The organism is Arthrobacter sp. UNC362MFTsu5.1 (assembly GCF_000685965.1).
In the GTDB taxonomy this organism is placed as follows: domain Bacteria; phylum Actinomycetota; class Actinomycetes; order Actinomycetales; family Micrococcaceae; genus Arthrobacter.
The window spans coordinates 25,294-43,252 of record NZ_JMLE01000023.1 but is presented as its reverse complement, the minus strand read 5'-3'; the positions used below and the strand labels follow the sequence as shown (position 1 = coordinate 43,252).

Below are 17,959 nucleotides of genomic sequence, written 5' to 3'. Positions count from 1 at the left end.
GAGATCTGCTGCTTCCTAGAGACTGCTCACTGCTAAACGTTCGTGGGTGCGCGCTCGTGCCCACGCTTCAGCATCCAGTACGGACTCCACTGTCAGCCCGGAAGATCCTGGGTGTTCGCTGAGCACCGCTTCGATGGTATCCACAATGTCGGTAAACCGGATCCGGCCGGCGTGGAAGGCCATCACGGCCTCTTCATTGGCGGCGTTGAACACGGCCGGGTAGGTGCTCCCCTGCTTGGCGGCGTCCTTGGCCAGGCCAACGGCGGGGAATGCTTCAGTGTCCAGCGGTTCAAACGTCCAGCTGGTCGCCTGGGTCCAGTCGCACGCCGCGGCTGCCTTCGGCACCCGGTCCGGCCAGCCCAGCCCGAGGGCGATGGGAAGGCGCATGTCCGGCGGCGAGGCCTGGGCGATGATGGAGCCGTCCACGAACTGCACCATGGAATGGACCACGGACTGCGGATGCACCACCACGTCGATGCGGTCCAGCGGGATGTCGAACAGCAGGTGCGCCTCGATCACCTCGAGGCCCTTGTTCACCAGGCTGGCGGAGTTGGTGGTGACCATCAGGCCCATGTCCCAGGTGGGGTGCGCCAGGGCATCCTGCGGCGAGACGTTGTGGAGCTCCTCGCGGGTCCTGCCGCGGAAGGGTCCGCCGGAGGCCGTCAGGATGAGCCGGTCCACCTCGTCGGCTGTCCCGGACCGGAGGCACTGCGCGATGGCCGAATGCTCTGAATCGACCGGGACGATCTGGCCTTCCCGGGCGGCAGCCTTCACGAGGGCGCCACCCACGATCAGCGACTCCTTGTTGGCAAGCGCCAGCGTGGCGCCGGACTTCAAGGCCGCCAGCGTTGGCGCCAGGCCGATCGAGCCGGTGATGCCGTTGAGCACCACGTCGGCCCCGATTTCCGCAATCCTGGTGGAGGCGTCCGGGCCGGTGATGATCTCCGGGCGGTAGCCGGTCACCCCGGCCGCGCGGGCGGCGTCGTCGATCAGTTCCTGCAAGGCGGACGCATCGCCGCTGGCCGTACCGACGGCCCTGGCCTTCGTATGGACCGCCTGGCGGGCAAGGAGGTCCAGGTTCCCGCCGCCTGCACTCAGTGCCACAACCTCGAAAAGGTGCGGGGCGCCGTCGACGACGTCAATCGCCTGGGTGCCGATGGAACCGGTGGATCCGAGGAGAACGATTCTGCGTGGCTGCATCCGTTAAGTATCCCGCACGCAGGCCGTCCCGCCGCCGCCGGACGCTCCGGCGGACGTTCCGGCGGGCAGGTACCGGGGGTCATTGACGCCGTGCGCGGCAGGCGTAACGTGAACAGCGTGGAGTGGGCCGCATGGTTCGACGCGCCGGAGTATGAATTTGCCCGGCAGGTGCTGCAGCGCGGCGTCGCGACGATCTTCCTTGTGGCGTTCCTCTCCTGCCGCAACCAGTTCCCGGCGCTGCTCGGCGAGCGCGGGCTGCTCCCGGTCCCCGACTACCTGGACAGCTTCCGGCGGCGCCGCCGGCCCAGCCTGTTCCTGTGGCGCTACTCGGACCGCCTCCTGCGGCTCGTCTGCTGGTGCGGCATGGCCGTTTCGGCCACGCTCGTCCTGGGACTTCCGCAGCTGGGACCGCCCTGGCTGCCGATGATCGCCTTCCTGGCACTGTGGCTGCTGTACATGTCGATCGTCAACGTGGGACAGACCTTTTACGGTTTCGGCTGGGAGATGCTGCTCCTGGAGGCCGGCTTCACGGTGGCCTTCCTTGGCTCGGACCAGACACCGCCGCCCCGGACCATCCTGATCCTGCTGGTGTGGCTGCTGTTCCGGCTCGAGTTCGGCGCCGGCATGATCAAAATCCGCGGCGGCAGCGAGTGGCGCGACCTGACCGCCCTGTACTACCACCATGAGACCCAGCCGATGCCCGGTCCGTTGAGCCGGCAGGCGCACCTCCTCCCCAGGCCCCTGCACCGGATGGAGGTCCTGGGCAATCACTTCGCGCAGCTGGTGGTGCCGTTCTTCCTCTTCGCCCCGCAACCGCTGGCCGGCATCGCCGCGGGCATCATCGTCTTCACCCAGCTGTGGCTCGTGGCCAGCGGAAACTTCGCCTGGCTGAACTGGATGGCAATCCTGCTGGCTTTCGCCGCAGTGAGCGATCCGGTGGCGCACGCCGTGCTCCCCGTCATTCCGCTGGACTGGCACACCTACGGTGCCGCCGACGGCGGTGCGCGGACCCCGGTGTGGTGGCTCGCCGTCGTGCTTGCCGTAACGGTGCTTCTGCTGGTGCTCAGCTACTGGCCGGTCCGGAACCTGCTACAGCACCGGCAGCTGATGAACGCCAGCTTCAACCGGTGGCAGCTGGTCAACACCTACGGGGCGTTCGGCACGGTGACCAAACTGCGGATCGAGATTGTGGTGGAAGGCACGCTCGACGACGAACCGGACGACGGTTCAGACTGGCGCGAGTACGGTTTCCGCGGGAAGCCGGGCGATGTCCGCCGGCTGCCGCGCCAGTGGGCTCCGTACCACCTCCGGCTGGACTGGCTGATGTGGTTCCTGCCCCTGCGCACCGTCCACGAGGAGTGGTTCTACGCCTTCCTGGCCAAGCTGCTCGAAGCCGACGGAGCTGTCCTGCGGCTCCTGCGCAAGGACCCGTTCGACGGCGCCCGCCCGCGTTGGGTGCGCGTCCACAGCTACCTGTACCGCTTCGCGACCCGGGCGGAATACCGCGAAACGGGCCAGCGATGGATCAGGACCCTGCTCTACGAGGCCATTCCGCCGCTGTCCCTGCCGCCGGGGTCACGCTGACTTGAGTGCGTAACGGCGCTCCGGACGGCCGGCACCGTACTTGAGGCGGACGTCGACCCTCGCCTCGTCGTGGAGGTATTCCAGATACCGGCGGGCGCTGACCCGCGATGTGCCCAGCAGGTCCGCGACTTCGGCGGCCGAAAAGTCCGCCCCGGCGGACTCGAGCACAGCGACCACACGGCTGAGGGTTTCCGGGCTGCAGCCCTTGGGCAGGCGCGGTTCCGTCCGTTCGGCGCGTTCCGCGCTTTCCAGCCCGAAGACCCGGTTGACGTCCGATTGCTCGGCCACGTCCTTGGACAGGTCGAGTCCCTGGTAGGCGCTGCGGTAGTGCTCCAGCCGTTCCTGCAGGTCCGCCTGCGAAAAAGGTTTGATCAGGTAGTGGACAATCCCGCCACGCAGGGCGCGGCGGACGGTCTCCACCTCGCGGGCGGCGCTGATCACCAGCACGTCCAGTTCCGGCGCCGCTTCCCGCAGCCTGGCCATGAGGTCCAGGCCGTTGATGTCGGGCAGGTGGATGTCCAGGAGGACCAGGTCGGGCTGCAGCCGGGCGGTCTCCGCCATGGCCTGGGCTCCGGTGTGCGCAACTCCGACGACGGCGAATCCCGGCGTGCGCTGGATGAACCCGGCGTGGACTTTGGCCACCATAAAGTCGTCGTCGACGATCAGGACGTTGATCATGGCCCGGCCACCCTTCCCGTAGCCGGCACCCCTTGTGCGGGCGTCCGTTTCAACGGCGCCCGCTTGAGCCGTGCGGTGAACACGGCCCCGCCGTCGTTGGCCACCGTAAGTTCGCCGCCGCTCCGCCGGCAGACGACGCGCGAGAGCGCCAGGCCAAAGCCCCGGCCGCCGGCCGGGCCGGGCTTCTTGGTGCTGAACCCCTGCCGGAAAATCTCATCGGCCGCTGCCCCGTCAATGCCGGGGCCGGTGTCCCGGACCGTCACCACCACTTCCTCGGGAGTGTCCTCAACGCGGACCCGGACGGCCCCTTCGGCGACTCCCGTGACGGCGTCGAGAGCGTTGTCCACGAGGTTCCCCACCACCGTGGCCAGGTCCCGGGAAAGCTCATCGCCCACCGGCGCCAGCACCGAACCGGGATCCAGCTGCAATGGCACGCCACGCTCCGCTGCGAGGCTGGATTTGGCGATCAGCAGGGCGGCGAGCGCCGGGTCCTGGATGCGGCTGGTCACGTCGTCGTTGAGGCGTGTCCGGTCCACGGTGACGCCGTTGACGAACTGCACCACGGAATCGTACTCGCCGATCTGGATCAGGCCCGAGATCACGTGCAGCTGGTTGGCGAATTCGTGGGCCTGCGCCCGGAGCGTGTCCGTGGCAGTACGCGTTGCCCCGAGCTCGCGTTCCAGGGATGAGAGCTCCGTCCGGTCGCGCAAGGTGGCAACCGAACCCATCACGCGGCCCCTGGACCGGATGGGCACCCGGTTGAGCACCACGAGGCGCTCCCCCACCAGCACCATCTGGTCCTGTCCGGGCTGCTCGCCTGTCAACACTTCCTTGAGCGCAGGTTCAACGGGCAGGCCGGCAAGGTCCTTGCCCACGCAGTCCGCGGGCAGGCCCAGCAGCGCCCGGGCACTGTCGTTGGCCACCGTGATCCGGCCGTGGAGGTCCAGCGCCACCACCCCCTCCTTCAGTCCGTGCAGCATCGCCTCGCGGTTCTCCACCAGGCCCGAGATTTCGCTGGGCTCCATGCCAAGGGTCTGCCGCTTGACCCTGCGGGCCAGCAGCAGGGAGCCGGCAACCCCCAGGACGCTGGCCACTCCAAGGTAGGTCAGCAGGTTGGGCACCGCGTCCCCCAGCCGCTCCCACGTGGACGGGTAGTTCCGGCTGATGGACGCGATGCCGATCATTTTCCCGGAATCATCAAGGACCGGTACGTGGGCCGAAAGGACCGGGGTGGCTGTTCCGCCCACCACGCCCGTCCAGGCGCGGCCCTCCATCACCCTGCTCGGGCCAAGTTCCAGCGGACGGCCGAGAAGTCCGGGATCCGACGACGCCACCACGGTACGGTCAGTCCGGGCGAGCGCCACCTGCGCGGACCCGGACACTGTGCGGACCGACTCCGCGACCGCGGACAGGGCCGCACTGCCGCGCGGTTCGGCGGAGGGAAGCAACGCCCTGACGGCGGGATTGCTGCCCAGCGCTTCAGCGGCGGACAGGGCACGGCGCCCCTCGATCCGCTCAAACGCTGCTGCGGACTGGGCGAGGGAGATCGCGACGACGGCGACGAGGACGGCCAGGACAATCAGCAGCTGGAGGACCAGATATTGCCCGGCGAGGGACATTCCTCTTCGTCGAGTCACTGTGGTTCTTTCCTCTGGTGGGTGGGTACCGGAACTATACCCCAGCGCGCCCTGCCGGGCGGATGCGCGGCCCGCCCCGCCGTGAGACTGGCAGGAGCTCCGGTTGAGCGCCGGAAACGTGAACGAAATGAACTTAACTTTCTCTGCGTACACAAGAGTGATGCCGCTCACTTCCGCACCTAGCATCAAATGCACCAGTCAGTTTTGCTGACCAGCTTGACCAAGAACTTTACTGAGAAGAGGAACACCATGCGCCAGATCCGCGCATTGCGCATTGCCGCCGTCGCCGCCGGCATCGCCCTGATGGCCACCGGTTGCGGTGCCACCGGCAAGAGCTCCACGAGCGGCAGCTCCAGCGCTGCCGCCGGCCCCGTCACCGGGCTGCAGATCCTCGTCCCCAACACGCCCGGCGGCGGCTATGACACCACCGCCCGCGCAGCCGCGAAGGTTCTCGACGACGAGAAGATCGCCACCAACACCGAAGTCTTCAACCTCGCCGGCGCCGGCGGAACCGTGGGCCTGGCCCGCGTGGTCAACGAAAAGGGCAACGGCGACCTCACCATGCTGATGGGCCTGGGCGTGGTGGGCGCCAGCTACACCAACAAGTCAGCATCGAAGCTGACGGACACCACTCCGCTGGCCAAGCTCATTGAAGAGCCCGGCGCCATCATGGTCAGCAAGGACTCGCCGTACAAAACCATCGACGACCTCGTGAAGGCGTGGAAGGCCGATCCCGGCTCCATCGCTGTCGGCGGCGGCTCCTCCCCCGGCGGCCCCGACCACCTGCTGCCCATGCAGCTCGCAGGCGCAGTGGGAATCGACGCCACCAAGGTCAACTTTGTTTCCTACGACGGCGGCGGAGACCTTCTCCCGGCCATCCTCGGCAACAAGCTCGGCTTCGCGGCCTCCGGCGCCGGTGAGTACCTCAAGCAGATTGAATCGGGCGAAGTCCGTGTGCTCGCCACCAGCGGCGCGGAGCGGCTGGACGGCGTTGACGCCCCCACGCTGAAGGAATCCAACATCGACCTGGTGTTCACCAACTGGCGCGGCATCGTTGCCCCTCCGGGAATCAGCGACGCCGACAAGGCAACCCTCATCGCAGCCCTCGAGAAGATGCACGGTACCGAGGCCTGGAAGGAGACGCTGAAGACGCACAGCTGGACCGACGCTTTCGTCACCGGTGACGAATTCAAGACCTTCCTGACCGAGCAGGACAAGCGGGTGGCGGACGTCCTCACGAAGCTTGGCCTGGCGTGAGCTCTTCACCAACGCTGGCCTCACGGCTCAAAGGCCGCTCCGAGCTGGGGGTCGCCCTCCTGCTCGGGGCGGCCGGGGTGATGGTGTTCCTCGACGCCAACGGCCTGGCGACACCCTATTCCAAGTCGGACCCCGTGGGTCCCAGGACAGTCCCCTTCATCGTGGCCGGCCTGCTCGTCGTCTGCGCCGTGCTCCTGGCAGTGAACGTGCTGCGCGGCGGCAAGGGCGAGGCGGAAGGCGGCGAGGACGTTGACCTGGCCCACCCCGCCGACTGGAAGACGGTACTCCCCCTGGTGGGCGCCTTCATCGCGAATATCCTGCTCATCGACTGGGCCGGCTGGGTGATCTCCGGAACCGTGCTGTTCTGGGGCAGCGTGTGGGCCCTCGGCGGACGGCACTATGTCCGTGACGGCCTCATCTCCCTGGCCCTGTCCATCCTGACCTTCTACGGCTTTTTCCTGGGCCTCGGCATCGCACTGCCCGCCGGCCTGCTGGAAGGGATTCTCTAATGGACGTCTTCTCCTCCCTCATGGATGGTTTCGCCACCGCGCTGACCCCCATGAATTTCCTCTACGCCGTCATCGGCGTGGTCCTCGGTACGGCCGTGGGTGTCCTCCCGGGCCTCGGCCCGGCAATGACCGTGGCCCTGTTGCTCCCGGTCACGTATGCCCTGGAGCCCACCAGCGCCTTCATCATGTTCGCGGGCATCTACTACGGCGGCATGTACGGCGGCTCCACCACGTCCATCCTGCTCAACACGCCCGGTGAGTCTTCGTCGGTGGTCACCGCCATCGAAGGCAACAAGATGGCAAAAGCCGGCAGGGCGGCCCAGGCTTTGGCCACCGCCGCCATCGGTTCATTTGTTGCCGGCACCATCGGCACCACGCTGCTCGCCGTCTGCGCGCCGATCGTGGTCCAGTTCGCCGTCAGCCTGGGCTCCCCCAGCTACTTCGCGATCATGGTGCTCGCCCTGCTGGCCGTCACCGCCGTGCTGGGTTCTTCCCGGTTGCGCGGTTTCGCGGCCCTGGGCCTGGGCCTGGCGATCGGCCTGGTGGGCATGGATTCGGTCACCGGCCAGCAACGCCTCACCTTCGGCATGCCGCTCCTGGCGGACGGCCTGGACATCGTGGTGGTGGCCGTGGCCATCTTCGCCGTCGGTGAAGCCCTGTGGGTGGCCGCGCACCTGCGCCGCACGCCCCTGCACGTCATTCCGGTGGGACGCCCGTGGATGGGCAAGCAGGACTGGAAGCGGTCCTGGAAGCCGTGGCTCCGCGGTACAGCCTTCGGCTTCCCGTTCGGAGCACTCCCCGCCGGCGGCGCCGAGATCCCCACGTTCCTCTCCTACGTCACGGAGAAAAGGCTCTCCAAGCACCCGGAGGAATTCGGCCACGGCGCCATCGAAGGAGTTGCCGGGCCGGAAGCGGCGAACAACGCCGCGGCTGCGGGCACGCTGACCCCCATGCTCGCCCTGGGCCTGCCCACCAACGCGACTGCCGCCGTCATGCTGGCAGCATTCACGTCCTACGGCATCCAGCCCGGTCCGCAGCTGTTCGCGAGCCAGGGACCGCTGGTCTGGGCACTGATTGCCAGCCTGTTCATCGGCAACCTGCTGCTCCTGATCATCAACCTTCCGCTGGCGCCGCTGTGGGCGAAGCTCCTCCAGCTCCCGCGGCCGTACCTGTACGCCGGGATCCTGTTCTTCGCCACGCTGGGCGCCTACTCGGTGAACCTGCAGGCGTTCGACCTGGTCATCCTGCTGGTGCTTGGTGCGCTGGGCTTCATGATGAGGCGCTTCGGACTCCCCGTGTTGCCGCTGATCCTGGGCGTAATCCTGGGGCCGCGGCTCGAGGGGCAGCTCCGCAAGACCCTCCAGCTCAGCGCCGGCAATCCGGCCGGGCTGTGGAGCGAGCCGATCGCCGTCGGCATCTACGTCATCGTGGCAGTCATCCTCCTCTGGCCGCTGCTGATGCGGCTCTGGCGCAAGGCCCGCCCGGGGCGCCGCCCGCTGCTTCCCGCCAACTCCGGCGCAGCCGACTACAGCGACTGAACAGCCGCCGGGCGTTTTGCCCGCCCCTTACCCGCACTCAGCAGAACCATCCAGCAGAAACAAGGAGCAACCATGACGATCGTGGTGGGATACGTCCCGACCCCCGAGGGCGAAGCGGCACTGGCCCAGGCCATCGCCGAGGCGCGGAAGAGCAACAGCAGGCTGCTGGTCATCAACTCGTCCAAGGGTGATGCGCTGGTGGATAACCGGTACGCACAGGAGCCCGAGATCCAGAGCATCGAGGACCGGCTCGCGACGCAGGGCATTGACCACGTGATCAAGCAGCCGGTCCGCGGGCACGATGCGGCCGCGGAGGTACTGGACGCCGCGGAGGAGCACAACGCCGACCTGATTGTGATCGGGCTGCGCCGCCGCACCCCGGTGGGCAAACTGATCCTGGGGAGCACGTCCCAGCGGATCCTGCTCGAGGCGGACTGCCCGGTGCTGGCGGTGAAGGCCGGCTAGCACCCTGCGGCTCTATCGGGCCGGAGCATCATGGAAAGCCACAGGCCGGGAGTCCAACGACTCCCGGCCTGTGGCTTTGCGCTTTGCGCTTTGCGGGGCGTTCCTAGCGGACGGCGCGCCGCAGGGTGGATTCCGCGTGCTTCAGGATGGGGCCGTCGATCATTTTTCCGTTGAACTGGAACACGCCGCTCCCGGCGGCGGCGGCGGCCTCGAGGAGTTCCTTGGCGGCTGCGACGTCGGATTCCGCGGGAGCGTAGGCGCCCCGGACCACGGCAACCTGGCTGGGGTGGATGCAGGCCTTGGACCCGAACCCCGAGGCGACGGCGTCGCGTGACTCGGCTGCCAGCCCGTCCAGGTCCGGAATGTTGACGTACACCGCGTCGATGGCCTCCTTGCCGAAGGCCCCCGCCGCAAGCAGCACTGTTGACCTGGCGTGCAGCGCCACTGCCCGGTACCCGCCGTCGTCGTTCCTGCTGGAGGTACCGCCGAGCGATGCGAGCAGGTCCTCGGCACCCCACATCAGGCCCACCACGTTGGGTTCGGCGGCGATGGCGGCGGCGTTGATGATTCCGGCGGCCGTCTCGCAGAGCGCAATCACGCTGTAGCCCTCCAGCGCCTTCAGCTGGCCGGCGTTCTCGGCCTTGGCGAGCATCACATGCCGGTACGGGGTGTGCTTGAGGCAGTGCAGGTCCTTTTCGAACTCCTCCGTGCCGGCCGGGTTGATCCGGATGATCGTCCGGCTGGGATCCAGTTCCGGGACGTCGCCGGTGGCGCCGAGCTGGGCGAGGATGGCGCCGCGGGCGCGCTGCTTGTCGGCAGGGGCGACGGCGTCTTCCAGGTCCACGATCACGGCGTCGGAACGCTCTGCGGCCTTTTGGTAGCGCTCGGGACGGTCGGCAGGGCAGAAGAGCAGGGCGGGACCCATCAGGAAAGTCATGCTTAGATTGTCCTCTTTTCGGCGGCTTCGTGCGCCTCGCGCGTCCACATCAGGCAGCTGCGCGAGGCCAGCGCCACCACCACGCCGTCCTGGTTCCGGCCGGTGTGCCGCATAGTCACGATTCCCTGCCCGGGACGGGACGAGGACAGGCGTTTGCCGGTGATGACCGTCTCCGTGTACAGGGTGTCGCCGTGGTACAGCGGGTGCGGGAACGAGACGTCGGTCAGTCCCAGCTGGGCAATGATGGTTCCCTGGGTCAGCTGCGGGACGGACTGCCCCACCACGGTGGCCAGCGTAAACATCGAGTTCATCAGCCGCTGCCCGAACGGCTGCCCGGCGCTCCAGGCGGCGTCGAGGTGCAGGGCCTGGGTGTTCATGGTCATGGTGGTGAAGAGGACGTTGTCCGTCTCGGTCACCGTCCGGCCCGGGCGGTGCGCGTAGACCACCCCTTCTTCCAGCTCCTCGAAGTAGAGGCCCCGCTGTTCGACGACGCGCGGGCCGGCGGTGGTTGAGCCCGTCGAAGCCTCCTCAGCACTCTGTTCCGGCTCAGCACTGGTCATACGGTCAGTTCCTGGTCTTCTTCGAAGAGTTCCGCCCCCGTGGCCGCGGCGACTTCCTCGGCTGTCACGTTGGGGGCCAGTTCGCGCAGCACCAGGCGGGAGGAACCGCCTTCGGTGACGACGTCGATCACGGCGAGGTCGGTGATGATCCGGTCCACGCACCCCTTGCCGGTCAGCGGCAGCGTGCACTGCTGGACGATCTTGGGCTTGCCGCTGCGGTCCACGTGCTCCATCATCACGATCACACGCTTGGCCCCGAACACCAGGTCCATGGCGCCGCCCATGCCCTTGACCATCTTGCCCGGGATCATCCAGTTGGCCAGGTCGCCGTTCTGCGCCACTTCCATGGCGCCGAGCACTGCCACATCCACATGGCCGCCGCGGATCATGCCGAAGGAGGTCGCGGAGTCGAAGAACGCGGCCCCCTTGTTCACGGTGACGGTTTCCTTGCCGGCGTTGATCAGGTCCGGGTCCACCTGGTCCTCCGCGGGATACGGCCCCACGCCCAGGATGCCGTTTTCCGAGTGCAGGACCACTTCGATACCCGCCGGGATGTAGTTGGGGATCAGCGTGGGCATCCCGATGCCGAGGTTGACGTACTGCCCGTTGTGGAGTTCGCGGGCCACCCGGGCGGCCAGTTCGTTGCGGGTCCAGCCTTTCGTTTCGGGGCTGGTGCCCTCGGGATGTCCGACGGCGGACGGCCGGTACTCGTGGCGGACGGCTTCGGGGCGGGGCGGGGCGCCCGGCGTGTTGATCGATTCCACGGCTATGCTCCTGCCTGCTCTGCTACCTGTTTTGGTGCTCCGGCGGCGCCGGCGGACACTGCGACCGTCCGCTTTTCGATGCGCTTCTCGCCCTGCGGTGCGAGGACCACCCGCTGGACGAAGATGCCGGGAACGTGGACGTGTTCGGGATCCAGTTCGCCCGGCTCCACCAGTTCCTCCACCTCGGCGATGGTGATCCGGCCGGCCATGGCGCACAGCGGGTTGAAGTTCATGGCCGTGGCGTGGAATACGAGGTTTCCGTGCCGGTCGCCCTTCCAGGCGTGGACGAGTCCGAAATCCGGGGTGAGCGACTCCTCCAGCACATAGTCCGCGCCGTTGAACGTGCGGACTTCCTTGGGCGCGGAGGCGATCGCGATGCTGCCGTCGGCGTCGTACTTCTGCGGCAGGCCGCCGTCGGACACCTGGGTTCCGACGCCGGCGGGCGTGTAGAACGCCGGGATGCCGGCGCCGCCGGCGCGCAGTTTCTCCGCGAGCGTCCCCTGCGGGGTCAGCACCACCTCGAGTTCGCCGGAGAGGTACTGGCGGGCGAACTCCTTGTTTTCCCCGACATAGGAGCTGACGGTGCGGCGGATCCTGCCGTCCTTCAGCAGGATGCCCAGCCCCCAGTCGTCCACCCCGCAGTTGTTACTGACGGTTTCCAGGTCCGTGGTCCCGTGCCGGTGGAGGGCGTCGATCAGTGCAACCGGGATGCCGCACAGCCCGAAGCCTCCGACGGCGAGCGAGGCGCCGTCGGGGATATCGGCAACCGCGGCCTCGGCACTGGCAACAACCTTGTCAATCATCATCGATCCTTCCTGGTTACACGCGCTGGTTCGGGCCCCTGGTGGCTCCCCGACGGGGAAGCTAAAGGCCGAGTTCGCGGGCGATCAGCATCAGCTGGACCTCCGTGGTGCCCTCGCCGACCTCAAGGATCTTGGAGTCGCGGTAGTGGCGCGCCACGGTGAATTCGTTGATGAAGCCATAGCCGCCGAACACCTGGGTGGCGTCCCGCGCGTTGTCCATGGCTGCCTCGCCTGCGACCATCTTAGCGATGGCCGCCTGCGTCTTGAACGGCTTCCCGGCAAGCATCCGTGCCGCGGCGTCGTAGTAGGCAAGCCGTGCCGTGTGGGCCCGGGCTTCCATGCGGGCGATCTTGAATGCGATGGCCTGGTACTTGCCGATGTTCTGCCCGAACGCGCTGCGTTCCTTCGCGTATTTCACCGACAGGTCCACGCAGCCCTGGGCCGCTCCCGTGGCCAGGGCGGCGATGGCGATGCGGCCCTCGTCCAGGATGGACAGGAAGTTCGCGTAGCCGCGGCCCTGCTCGCCGAGGAGGTTCGCCTCCGGCACGTGGACGTCCTTGAGCGTGAGCGGGTGGGTGTCGGAGGCATTCCAGCCCACCTTGTTGTACGCCTTCTCCGCTTTGAATCCGGGTGTGCTGGTGGGCACCAGGATGGTGGAGATTTCCTTCTTGATGCTGCCGTCCCCGCGCTCGTGTTTTGCGGTGACGGCCGTGACTGTGACCAGTTTGGTGATGTCCGTACCGGAGTTGGTGATGAACTCCTTGTTGCCGTTGATGATCCACTCACCCCCTTCGAGCCGGGCTGTGGTCTTCGTTCCGCCCGCGTCGGAACCGGCTTCGGGTTCCGTCAGGCCGAAGCCGGCGAGCGCCTGGCCCGAGGCCAGCGACGGCAGCCACTCCTCCTTCTGGGCGTCGGTGCCGAAGCGGTACACGGGCATGGCACCCAGTGAAACTCCGGCTTCCAGCGTGATGGCCACGGACTGGTCCACCCGCCCCAGCTGCTCCAGGGCCAGGGCGAGGGCAAAGTAGTCCCCGCCCATGCCGCCGAACTCTTCCGGGAAGGGGAGGCCGAAGAGCCCCATGTCCGCCATCTGCTTGACGACTTCGTACGGGAAGCTGTGTTCCTCGTCGTGTTTGGCGGACACCGGCGCCACCACTTCGTCGGCGAATTCGCGGACGGTGTTGCTGAGGTCCTGGTATTCCTCGCTGAGCTCAAAATCAGCCATGTTGGGACTTCCTTGTCTGAACTGTGAATCGGGTCTGTTTGATGTATTTGGTGTTGAAGCGGGGGTGCTAGTCCGCCGCGCCCATGGCGATGACGGATTCCTCCACCGCGTCCTCGGCTGCGTTCTCCGCCGTAGGCAGTTCGGCGGGGTGGACCGTGGCAAGCACCTGGTCTGCCTTGACCAGGTCACCGGACCTGGCGCTGATGTGGACCGTGCCGTCGAGGGGCGCCACGAGCTGGTGCTCCATCTTCATAGCCTCCACCGAGACCAGGACCTGGCCGGCCTGCACGGTGTCGCCGTTGCTGACGGAGACGGACACCACGGTGCCTGGCATCGGCGAGCGCACCGCCGGATCAGCCGCGCCTTCCTCGCGTTCGATCGCCGCCAGAACCCGTGCCAGCCGGGTTTCGCGGGTGAGGATTTCCAGGCGGCAGGACCAGCCGTCGTTGCCGAGGAAGACTTCCGACAGGACGCGGGGATCGGGCTCGAGCCAGCTCTGGGCGGGCTGACCGGTGTGCACCGGTACAAGCCCATACCTGCTGACTTCGCCGTTGAGGGTGAGCACCGGACGTTGGCGACCCGGGTACTGGAGGAGGGCCGTGAGCTGCGGCCCTCCGTTCACGCGCACAGTGGCCGGTTCCCCTGCCGCAGGCCGGCTCACCTCCACCGTGGCGACGCCGCCGTCGGAGGTTCCCAGACTGATCCGCCGCGGCGCCGCGGCGCCGATTCGCCAACCGTTGCGGCGCCGCCACGGGCCGGCCGCAGGTCCGCTCCGGAGCTGTTCTTCCGCCTGGTCCAGGGCGTACAAGGCGGCGACAATAAGTTCGGCGTCGCCCGCGCGCCGGAAGCTGAAGTCCGGCATCTTCCGTTCGATCAGGCCGGTGTCGAGGCGCCCGGCGCGGACGTCGGCGTCGTTGATGAGCAGGCGCAGGTATTCGACGTTGGTGTCGATGCCCAGTGCCGTGTAGTCGGCAAGCGCGCGGTCCAGGGTGTCCAGGGCGGCAGTGCGGTCCTGCCCCCACGCGATGACCTTGGAAACCATGGGGTCGTAGCTGGAGGAGATCTCCAGCCCCTCCAACAGGGCCGAGTCCACCCGGATGCGGCCACCTGCTGTCTCGACTTCGTTGCGGGCGGGGGCGCCGGGGCGCTGCCTTGGGCCCGGCACTTCGTCGAGCTGCAGCACAGTCCCGGTGGACGGCAGGAAGTTCCGTTCCGGGACTTCGGCGTAGACGCGCGCCTCCACCGAGTGCCCGTTGAGAACGACGTCGGACTGGCGGACGGTGAGTTCCTCGCCGGCGGCGATGCGCACCTGCCATTCGACCAGGTCGATTCCGGTGACCATTTCGGTGACCGGGTGCTCCACCTGCAGTCGCGTGTTCATCTCCATAAAGAAGAACTCGTCCGGCGCGTTGTCCGAGACCAGGAACTCGACGGTGCCGGCACCGCTGTAGTGGACACTGCGGGCCGCGTTGCAGGCTGCCTCGCCGATCCGCGCACGGACGGCGGCGCCGTCGGGGAGGGATTCCAGGAGCGGCGAGGGGGCTTCCTCGATGACCTTCTGGTGGCGGCGCTGCAGGGAGCACTCGCGCTCCCCCAGGTGGATGACGTTGCCATGGTTGTCCGCGAGGACCTGCACCTCGATGTGGCGCGGCGTGGTCACGAGACGTTCCAGGAACAGGGTGTCGTCACCGAAAGCGCTGGCTGCGACCCGGCGGGCGGTGGCCAGGGTGGCTTCCAGGTCCTCGGGGCGCTCCACGATGTGCATGCCCTTGCCGCCGCCGCCTGCGGACGGCTTGATCAGCAGCGGGAAGCCCACTCCGGCGGCGGCGTCGATCAGCTGCGCGTCAGTCATGCCCGGCTCTGCGATGCCCGGAACCACGGGCACGCCGTAGCCGGACACGTGGTTCTTGGACCGGATCTTGTCCCCCATGACGTTGAGGGATTCAACGCCGGGGCCGATGAAGGTAATGCCCGCCTTCTCCAGGGCGCGGGCGAAGTCGACGTTCTCGCTGAGGAAGCCGTAGCCCGGGTGCACGGCATCGGCTCCGCTCTCGCGGCACGCCTGGATGATCGCATCGATCTTGAGGTAGCTCTCGGCTGCCGCGGCGGGGCCGATGCGCACGGCGGCGTCGGCTTCGCGCACGTGGCGGGCACCGGCGTCGGCGTCGCTGTAGACGGCCACAGACCGGATGCCGAGGTCGCGGAGGGTGCGGATCACACGGCAGGCGATCTCGCCGCGGTTGGCGACGAGGACGGTGCCGAAGAGCGGCTTCGCGGCCGGCGCCGGCTGCTGGGGAGTTGAAGGAGTAGTCATGGCTGTCACATCCGGAAAAGGCCGAAGGAGGTCTCCGGCAGCGGGGTGCGGGAGACGACGTCGAGCGCCAGTCCCAGGACGGTGCGGGTGTCCGCGGGGTCGATGACGCCGTCATCCCAGAGGCGCGCGGTGGAGTAATACGGGCTGCCCTGGTCCTCGTACTGCTGCTTGATCGGGGCCTTGAAGGCTTCCTCGTCCTCGGCCGACCATTCCTCGCCGCGGGCCTCGTACTGGTCGCGTTTGACGGTGGCGAGGACGCCGGAGGCCTGGTTGCCGCCCATCACGGAGATCCGCGACGCCGGCCACATCCAGAGGAACCGCGGCGAATAGGCGCGTCCGCACATGGAGTAGTTGCCTGCACCGAAGGAGCCGCCGATCACCACTGTCAGCTTGGGCACGCGTGCCGTGGCGACGGCGGTGACCATCTTGGCGCCGTTCTTGGCGATGCCGCCCTGTTCATAGTCCTTGCCCACCATGAAGCCGGAGAGGTTCTGCAGGAAGACCAGCGGGATGCCCCGCTGGTCGCAGAGCTCGATGAAGTGGGCGCCCTTGAGCGAGGACTCGCTGAACAGCACGCCATTGTTGGCCACGATGCCCACCGGGTGTCCGTGCAGCTTGGCGAAACCGGTGACCAGGGTGGTGCCGTAGTTCTTCTTGAATTCGTGGAAACGGCTGCCGTCCACCAGCCGCGCGATCACCTCGCGTACGTCGTATTGGGCGTTCACGTCGGTGGGGACGGTTCCGTAGAGCTCGTCCGGGTCAGCCGCGGGCTCGACGGCGGTGTCCACGTCCCAGACGGGCGCGGCCGGCTTCGGCAGGGTGGAGACAATGTCACGGACGATCTGGAGGGCGTGCTCATCGTTCTCGGCCAGGTGGTCAGTGACGCCGGAAATCTTCGAGTGGACGTCGCCGCCGCCGAGTTCCTCCGCCGTGACGATCTCGCCGATCGCGGCCTTCACCAGCGGCGGGCCGCCCAGGAAAATGGTGCCCTGGTTGCGGACGATCACGGTTTCGTCGCTCATGGCCGGGACGTAGGCGCCGCCGGCCGTGCAGGAGCCCATCACGGAGGCGATCTGCGGGATTTTGGCCGCGGACATCTTCGCCTGGTTGAAGAAGATCCGGCCAAAGTGCTCCTTGTCCGGGAAGACCTCGTCCTGCTTGGGCAGGAACGCCCCGCCGGAATCCACGAGGTAGATACAGGGCAGCCGGTTCTCCAGGGCGATTTCCTGCGCCCGGAGATGCTTCTTCACCGTCATCGGGTAGTACGTGCCGCCCTTGACCGTGGCGTCGTTGGAGATGACCAGCACCTGCCGGCCGTGCACCAGGCCGATCCCGGCGATGACACCGGCCCCCGGCGAGTCATCGTTGTACATGCCGTTCGCCGCGAGGGGCGCGATCTCGAGGAAGGGGCTGCCGTCGTCAAGCAACTGGTCGATGCGCTCACGGGGCAGCAGCTTGCCGCGTGCCACATGGCGTTCCCGGGACTTCTCCGGGCCGCCGAGCGCTGCTGTGGCGAGGCGTTCCTTTAGCTCGCGGGCCAGCCCCAGCTGGGCCTCGCGGTTCGCGGCGTAGGCGGCGCTGCCGGTGTCCACCAGGCTGGCGATTGTCTCCATTGACTGCTTCCGTTCCCGGACGCCTGGCAAGGCCGTCCTGAGCGATTCGGTTAGTACCGCATAACTGAGATTTAGGTTAGTCTCTATTAACTGTGATGTCCAACACGCGCCCGCATTGCTAGGATTTGCAGTTCCAAGGAGGAAATGTGCCGATCATCGAGCGCGGTCCCGGCAGCCCGGCGGGCGAGCGGGTCCAAACAACCCAGAACAGCCAAATGACCCAAAGGAGCCAGGCGAAGGAAAGCCGGCGGCAGGCGCTGCTGTCCTCCGCTGCCACCCTTTTTGCCGTCAACGGCTTCAACCGCGTTTCGCTGGAGGACCTGGGTGCCGCGGCAGGGGTCAGCGGTCCTGCCGTCTACCGCCATTTCGCGGGCAAGCAGGCGGTCCTCGGGGCACTGTTGCTCAGCGTGAGCCAGGAACTGCTGGACGGCGGCCGCCGGGTGGTTGCAGACGCCGGTGATCCCGCCGCGGCACTGGCCCGCCTGGTGCAGTTCCATGTGGACTTCGCCCTGAGCAATCCCGACGTCATCCGGGTCCAGGACCGCGACTTCAGCAACCTCTCCGACGACGACCAGGCCGAGGTCCGCACCCTGCAGCGCAACTACGTGGAGCTGTGGGTTGAGGTGCTGCAGGCACTGCACACGGGCACCGATACCGCCGAACTCCGGATGCGCGCGCACGCCGCCTTCGGCCTTATCAACTCGACACCGCATTCGGTCCGCAGCCATGGCCGGCGGGTCGCGGTCAAGTCGGCCCGCCCCCTGCTGGAAAGCATGGCCCTCGCCGCCCTGCTGGTGGCGGCGACGCCTCAGCCGCTCAGCTGACAGCCGCAGAATCAAACTGCCGGCCGCCGCTTCCGTTCGGAAGGGGCGGCC

Annotated in this window: 16 protein-coding genes; 6 read left to right on the top strand and 10 right to left on the bottom strand. The window is 67.6% G+C overall.

Annotation, left to right across the window (positions count from 1 at the left end; all coding sequences use genetic code 11):
* Nucleotides 1-15: 15 nt before the first annotated feature.
* Entirely contained in the window at nt 16-1,200 is a 1,185-nt protein-coding gene (gene dxr / locus BS38_RS0118530; RefSeq protein WP_028272159.1) for a 1-deoxy-D-xylulose-5-phosphate reductoisomerase, read from the bottom strand.
* A gap of 117 nt (nt 1,201-1,317) precedes the next feature.
* Between dxr and BS38_RS0118525 the strand changes: the two genes are divergently transcribed.
* On the top strand, nt 1,318-2,784 hold the full coding sequence (locus BS38_RS0118525) for a lipase maturation factor family protein (RefSeq protein WP_028272158.1): 1,467 nt from the start codon (nt 1,318-1,320) through the stop codon (nt 2,782-2,784).
* On the opposite strand, the gene BS38_RS0118520 is transcribed toward BS38_RS0118525, so the two are convergent.
* Nucleotides 2,776-3,462, bottom strand: coding sequence for a response regulator (locus BS38_RS0118520; RefSeq protein ID WP_028272157.1), 687 nt, complete (start codon nt 3,460-3,462; stop codon nt 2,776-2,778). The genes BS38_RS0118525 and BS38_RS0118520 overlap by 9 nt on opposite strands.
* Nucleotides 3,459-5,081, bottom strand: coding sequence for a sensor histidine kinase (locus BS38_RS25630; RefSeq protein WP_051629013.1), 1,623 nt, complete (start codon nt 5,079-5,081; stop codon nt 3,459-3,461). Before BS38_RS25630 ends, BS38_RS0118520 begins: the two co-directional genes overlap by 4 nt.
* Nucleotides 5,082-5,348: 267 nt before the next feature.
* On the opposite strand from BS38_RS25630, the gene BS38_RS0118510 reads away from it, so the two are divergent.
* The 4 genes from BS38_RS0118510 to BS38_RS0118495 all read left to right on the top strand — a co-directional run bounded on the left by BS38_RS0118510 (nt 5,349) and on the right by BS38_RS0118495 (nt 8,868).
* Nucleotides 5,349-6,356: a Bug family tripartite tricarboxylate transporter substrate binding protein gene (locus BS38_RS0118510; protein ID WP_028272156.1), complete on the top strand. Its 1,008-nt coding sequence runs from the start codon at nt 5,349-5,351 to the stop codon at nt 6,354-6,356.
* Nucleotides 6,353-6,865, top strand: coding sequence for a tripartite tricarboxylate transporter TctB family protein (locus BS38_RS0118505; RefSeq protein WP_028272155.1), 513 nt, complete (start codon nt 6,353-6,355; stop codon nt 6,863-6,865). Before BS38_RS0118510 ends, BS38_RS0118505 begins: the two co-directional genes overlap by 4 nt.
* Nucleotides 6,865-8,403: a tripartite tricarboxylate transporter permease gene (locus BS38_RS0118500; protein WP_028272154.1), complete on the top strand. Its 1,539-nt coding sequence runs from the start codon at nt 6,865-6,867 to the stop codon at nt 8,401-8,403. Before BS38_RS0118505 ends, BS38_RS0118500 begins: the two co-directional genes overlap by 1 nt.
* 72 nt (nt 8,404-8,475) lie before the next feature.
* Nucleotides 8,476-8,868, top strand: a complete 393-nt coding sequence (locus BS38_RS0118495) for a universal stress protein (protein WP_028272153.1) — start codon at nt 8,476-8,478, stop codon at nt 8,866-8,868.
* A gap of 103 nt (nt 8,869-8,971) precedes the next feature.
* Here BS38_RS0118495 and BS38_RS0118490 read toward each other — a convergent pair whose 3' ends face one another.
* The 7 genes from BS38_RS0118490 to BS38_RS0118460 all read right to left on the bottom strand — a co-directional run bounded on the left by BS38_RS0118490 (nt 8,972) and on the right by BS38_RS0118460 (nt 17,084).
* Nucleotides 8,972-9,805 (bottom strand): HpcH/HpaI aldolase/citrate lyase family protein, encoded by an 834-nt coding sequence (locus BS38_RS0118490; RefSeq protein ID WP_028272152.1) that lies wholly within the window; start codon nt 9,803-9,805, stop codon nt 8,972-8,974.
* Nucleotides 9,806-9,807: 2 nt separating this feature from the next.
* The gene (locus BS38_RS0118485; protein WP_028272151.1) at nt 9,808-10,365 is read right to left on the bottom strand and encodes a MaoC family dehydratase; all 558 of its coding nucleotides are present in this window, start codon (nt 10,363-10,365) and stop codon (nt 9,808-9,810) included.
* Complete coding sequence (locus BS38_RS0118480) at nt 10,362-11,129, bottom strand: CoA transferase subunit B (protein ID WP_028272150.1); 768 nt, start codon at nt 11,127-11,129, stop codon at nt 10,362-10,364. Before BS38_RS0118480 ends, BS38_RS0118485 begins: the two co-directional genes overlap by 4 nt.
* A 2-nt stretch (nt 11,130-11,131) precedes the next feature.
* The gene (locus BS38_RS0118475; protein WP_028272149.1) at nt 11,132-11,932 is read right to left on the bottom strand and encodes a CoA transferase subunit A; all 801 of its coding nucleotides are present in this window, start codon (nt 11,930-11,932) and stop codon (nt 11,132-11,134) included.
* Between the two features lie 61 nt (nt 11,933-11,993).
* Nucleotides 11,994-13,157 (bottom strand): acyl-CoA dehydrogenase family protein, encoded by a 1,164-nt coding sequence (locus BS38_RS0118470; RefSeq protein WP_028272148.1) that lies wholly within the window; start codon nt 13,155-13,157, stop codon nt 11,994-11,996.
* A 67-nt stretch (nt 13,158-13,224) separates the two neighbouring features.
* A complete protein-coding gene (locus BS38_RS0118465) occupies nt 13,225-15,471 on the bottom strand; it encodes an acetyl/propionyl/methylcrotonyl-CoA carboxylase subunit alpha (RefSeq protein WP_028272147.1) in 2,247 nt (748 codons plus the stop codon).
* Nucleotides 15,472-15,476: 5 nt separating this feature from the next.
* On the bottom strand, nt 15,477-17,084 hold the full coding sequence (locus BS38_RS0118460; RefSeq protein ID WP_028272146.1) for a carboxyl transferase domain-containing protein: 1,608 nt from the start codon (nt 17,082-17,084) through the stop codon (nt 15,477-15,479).
* A 215-nt stretch (nt 17,085-17,299) separates the two neighbouring features.
* Here BS38_RS0118460 and BS38_RS25625 point away from each other — a divergent pair, with 215 nt between their 5' ends.
* Complete coding sequence (locus tag BS38_RS25625; RefSeq protein ID WP_051629016.1) at nt 17,300-17,908, top strand: SACE_7040 family transcriptional regulator; 609 nt, start codon at nt 17,300-17,302, stop codon at nt 17,906-17,908.
* Nucleotides 17,909-17,959: the final 51 nt, after the last annotated feature.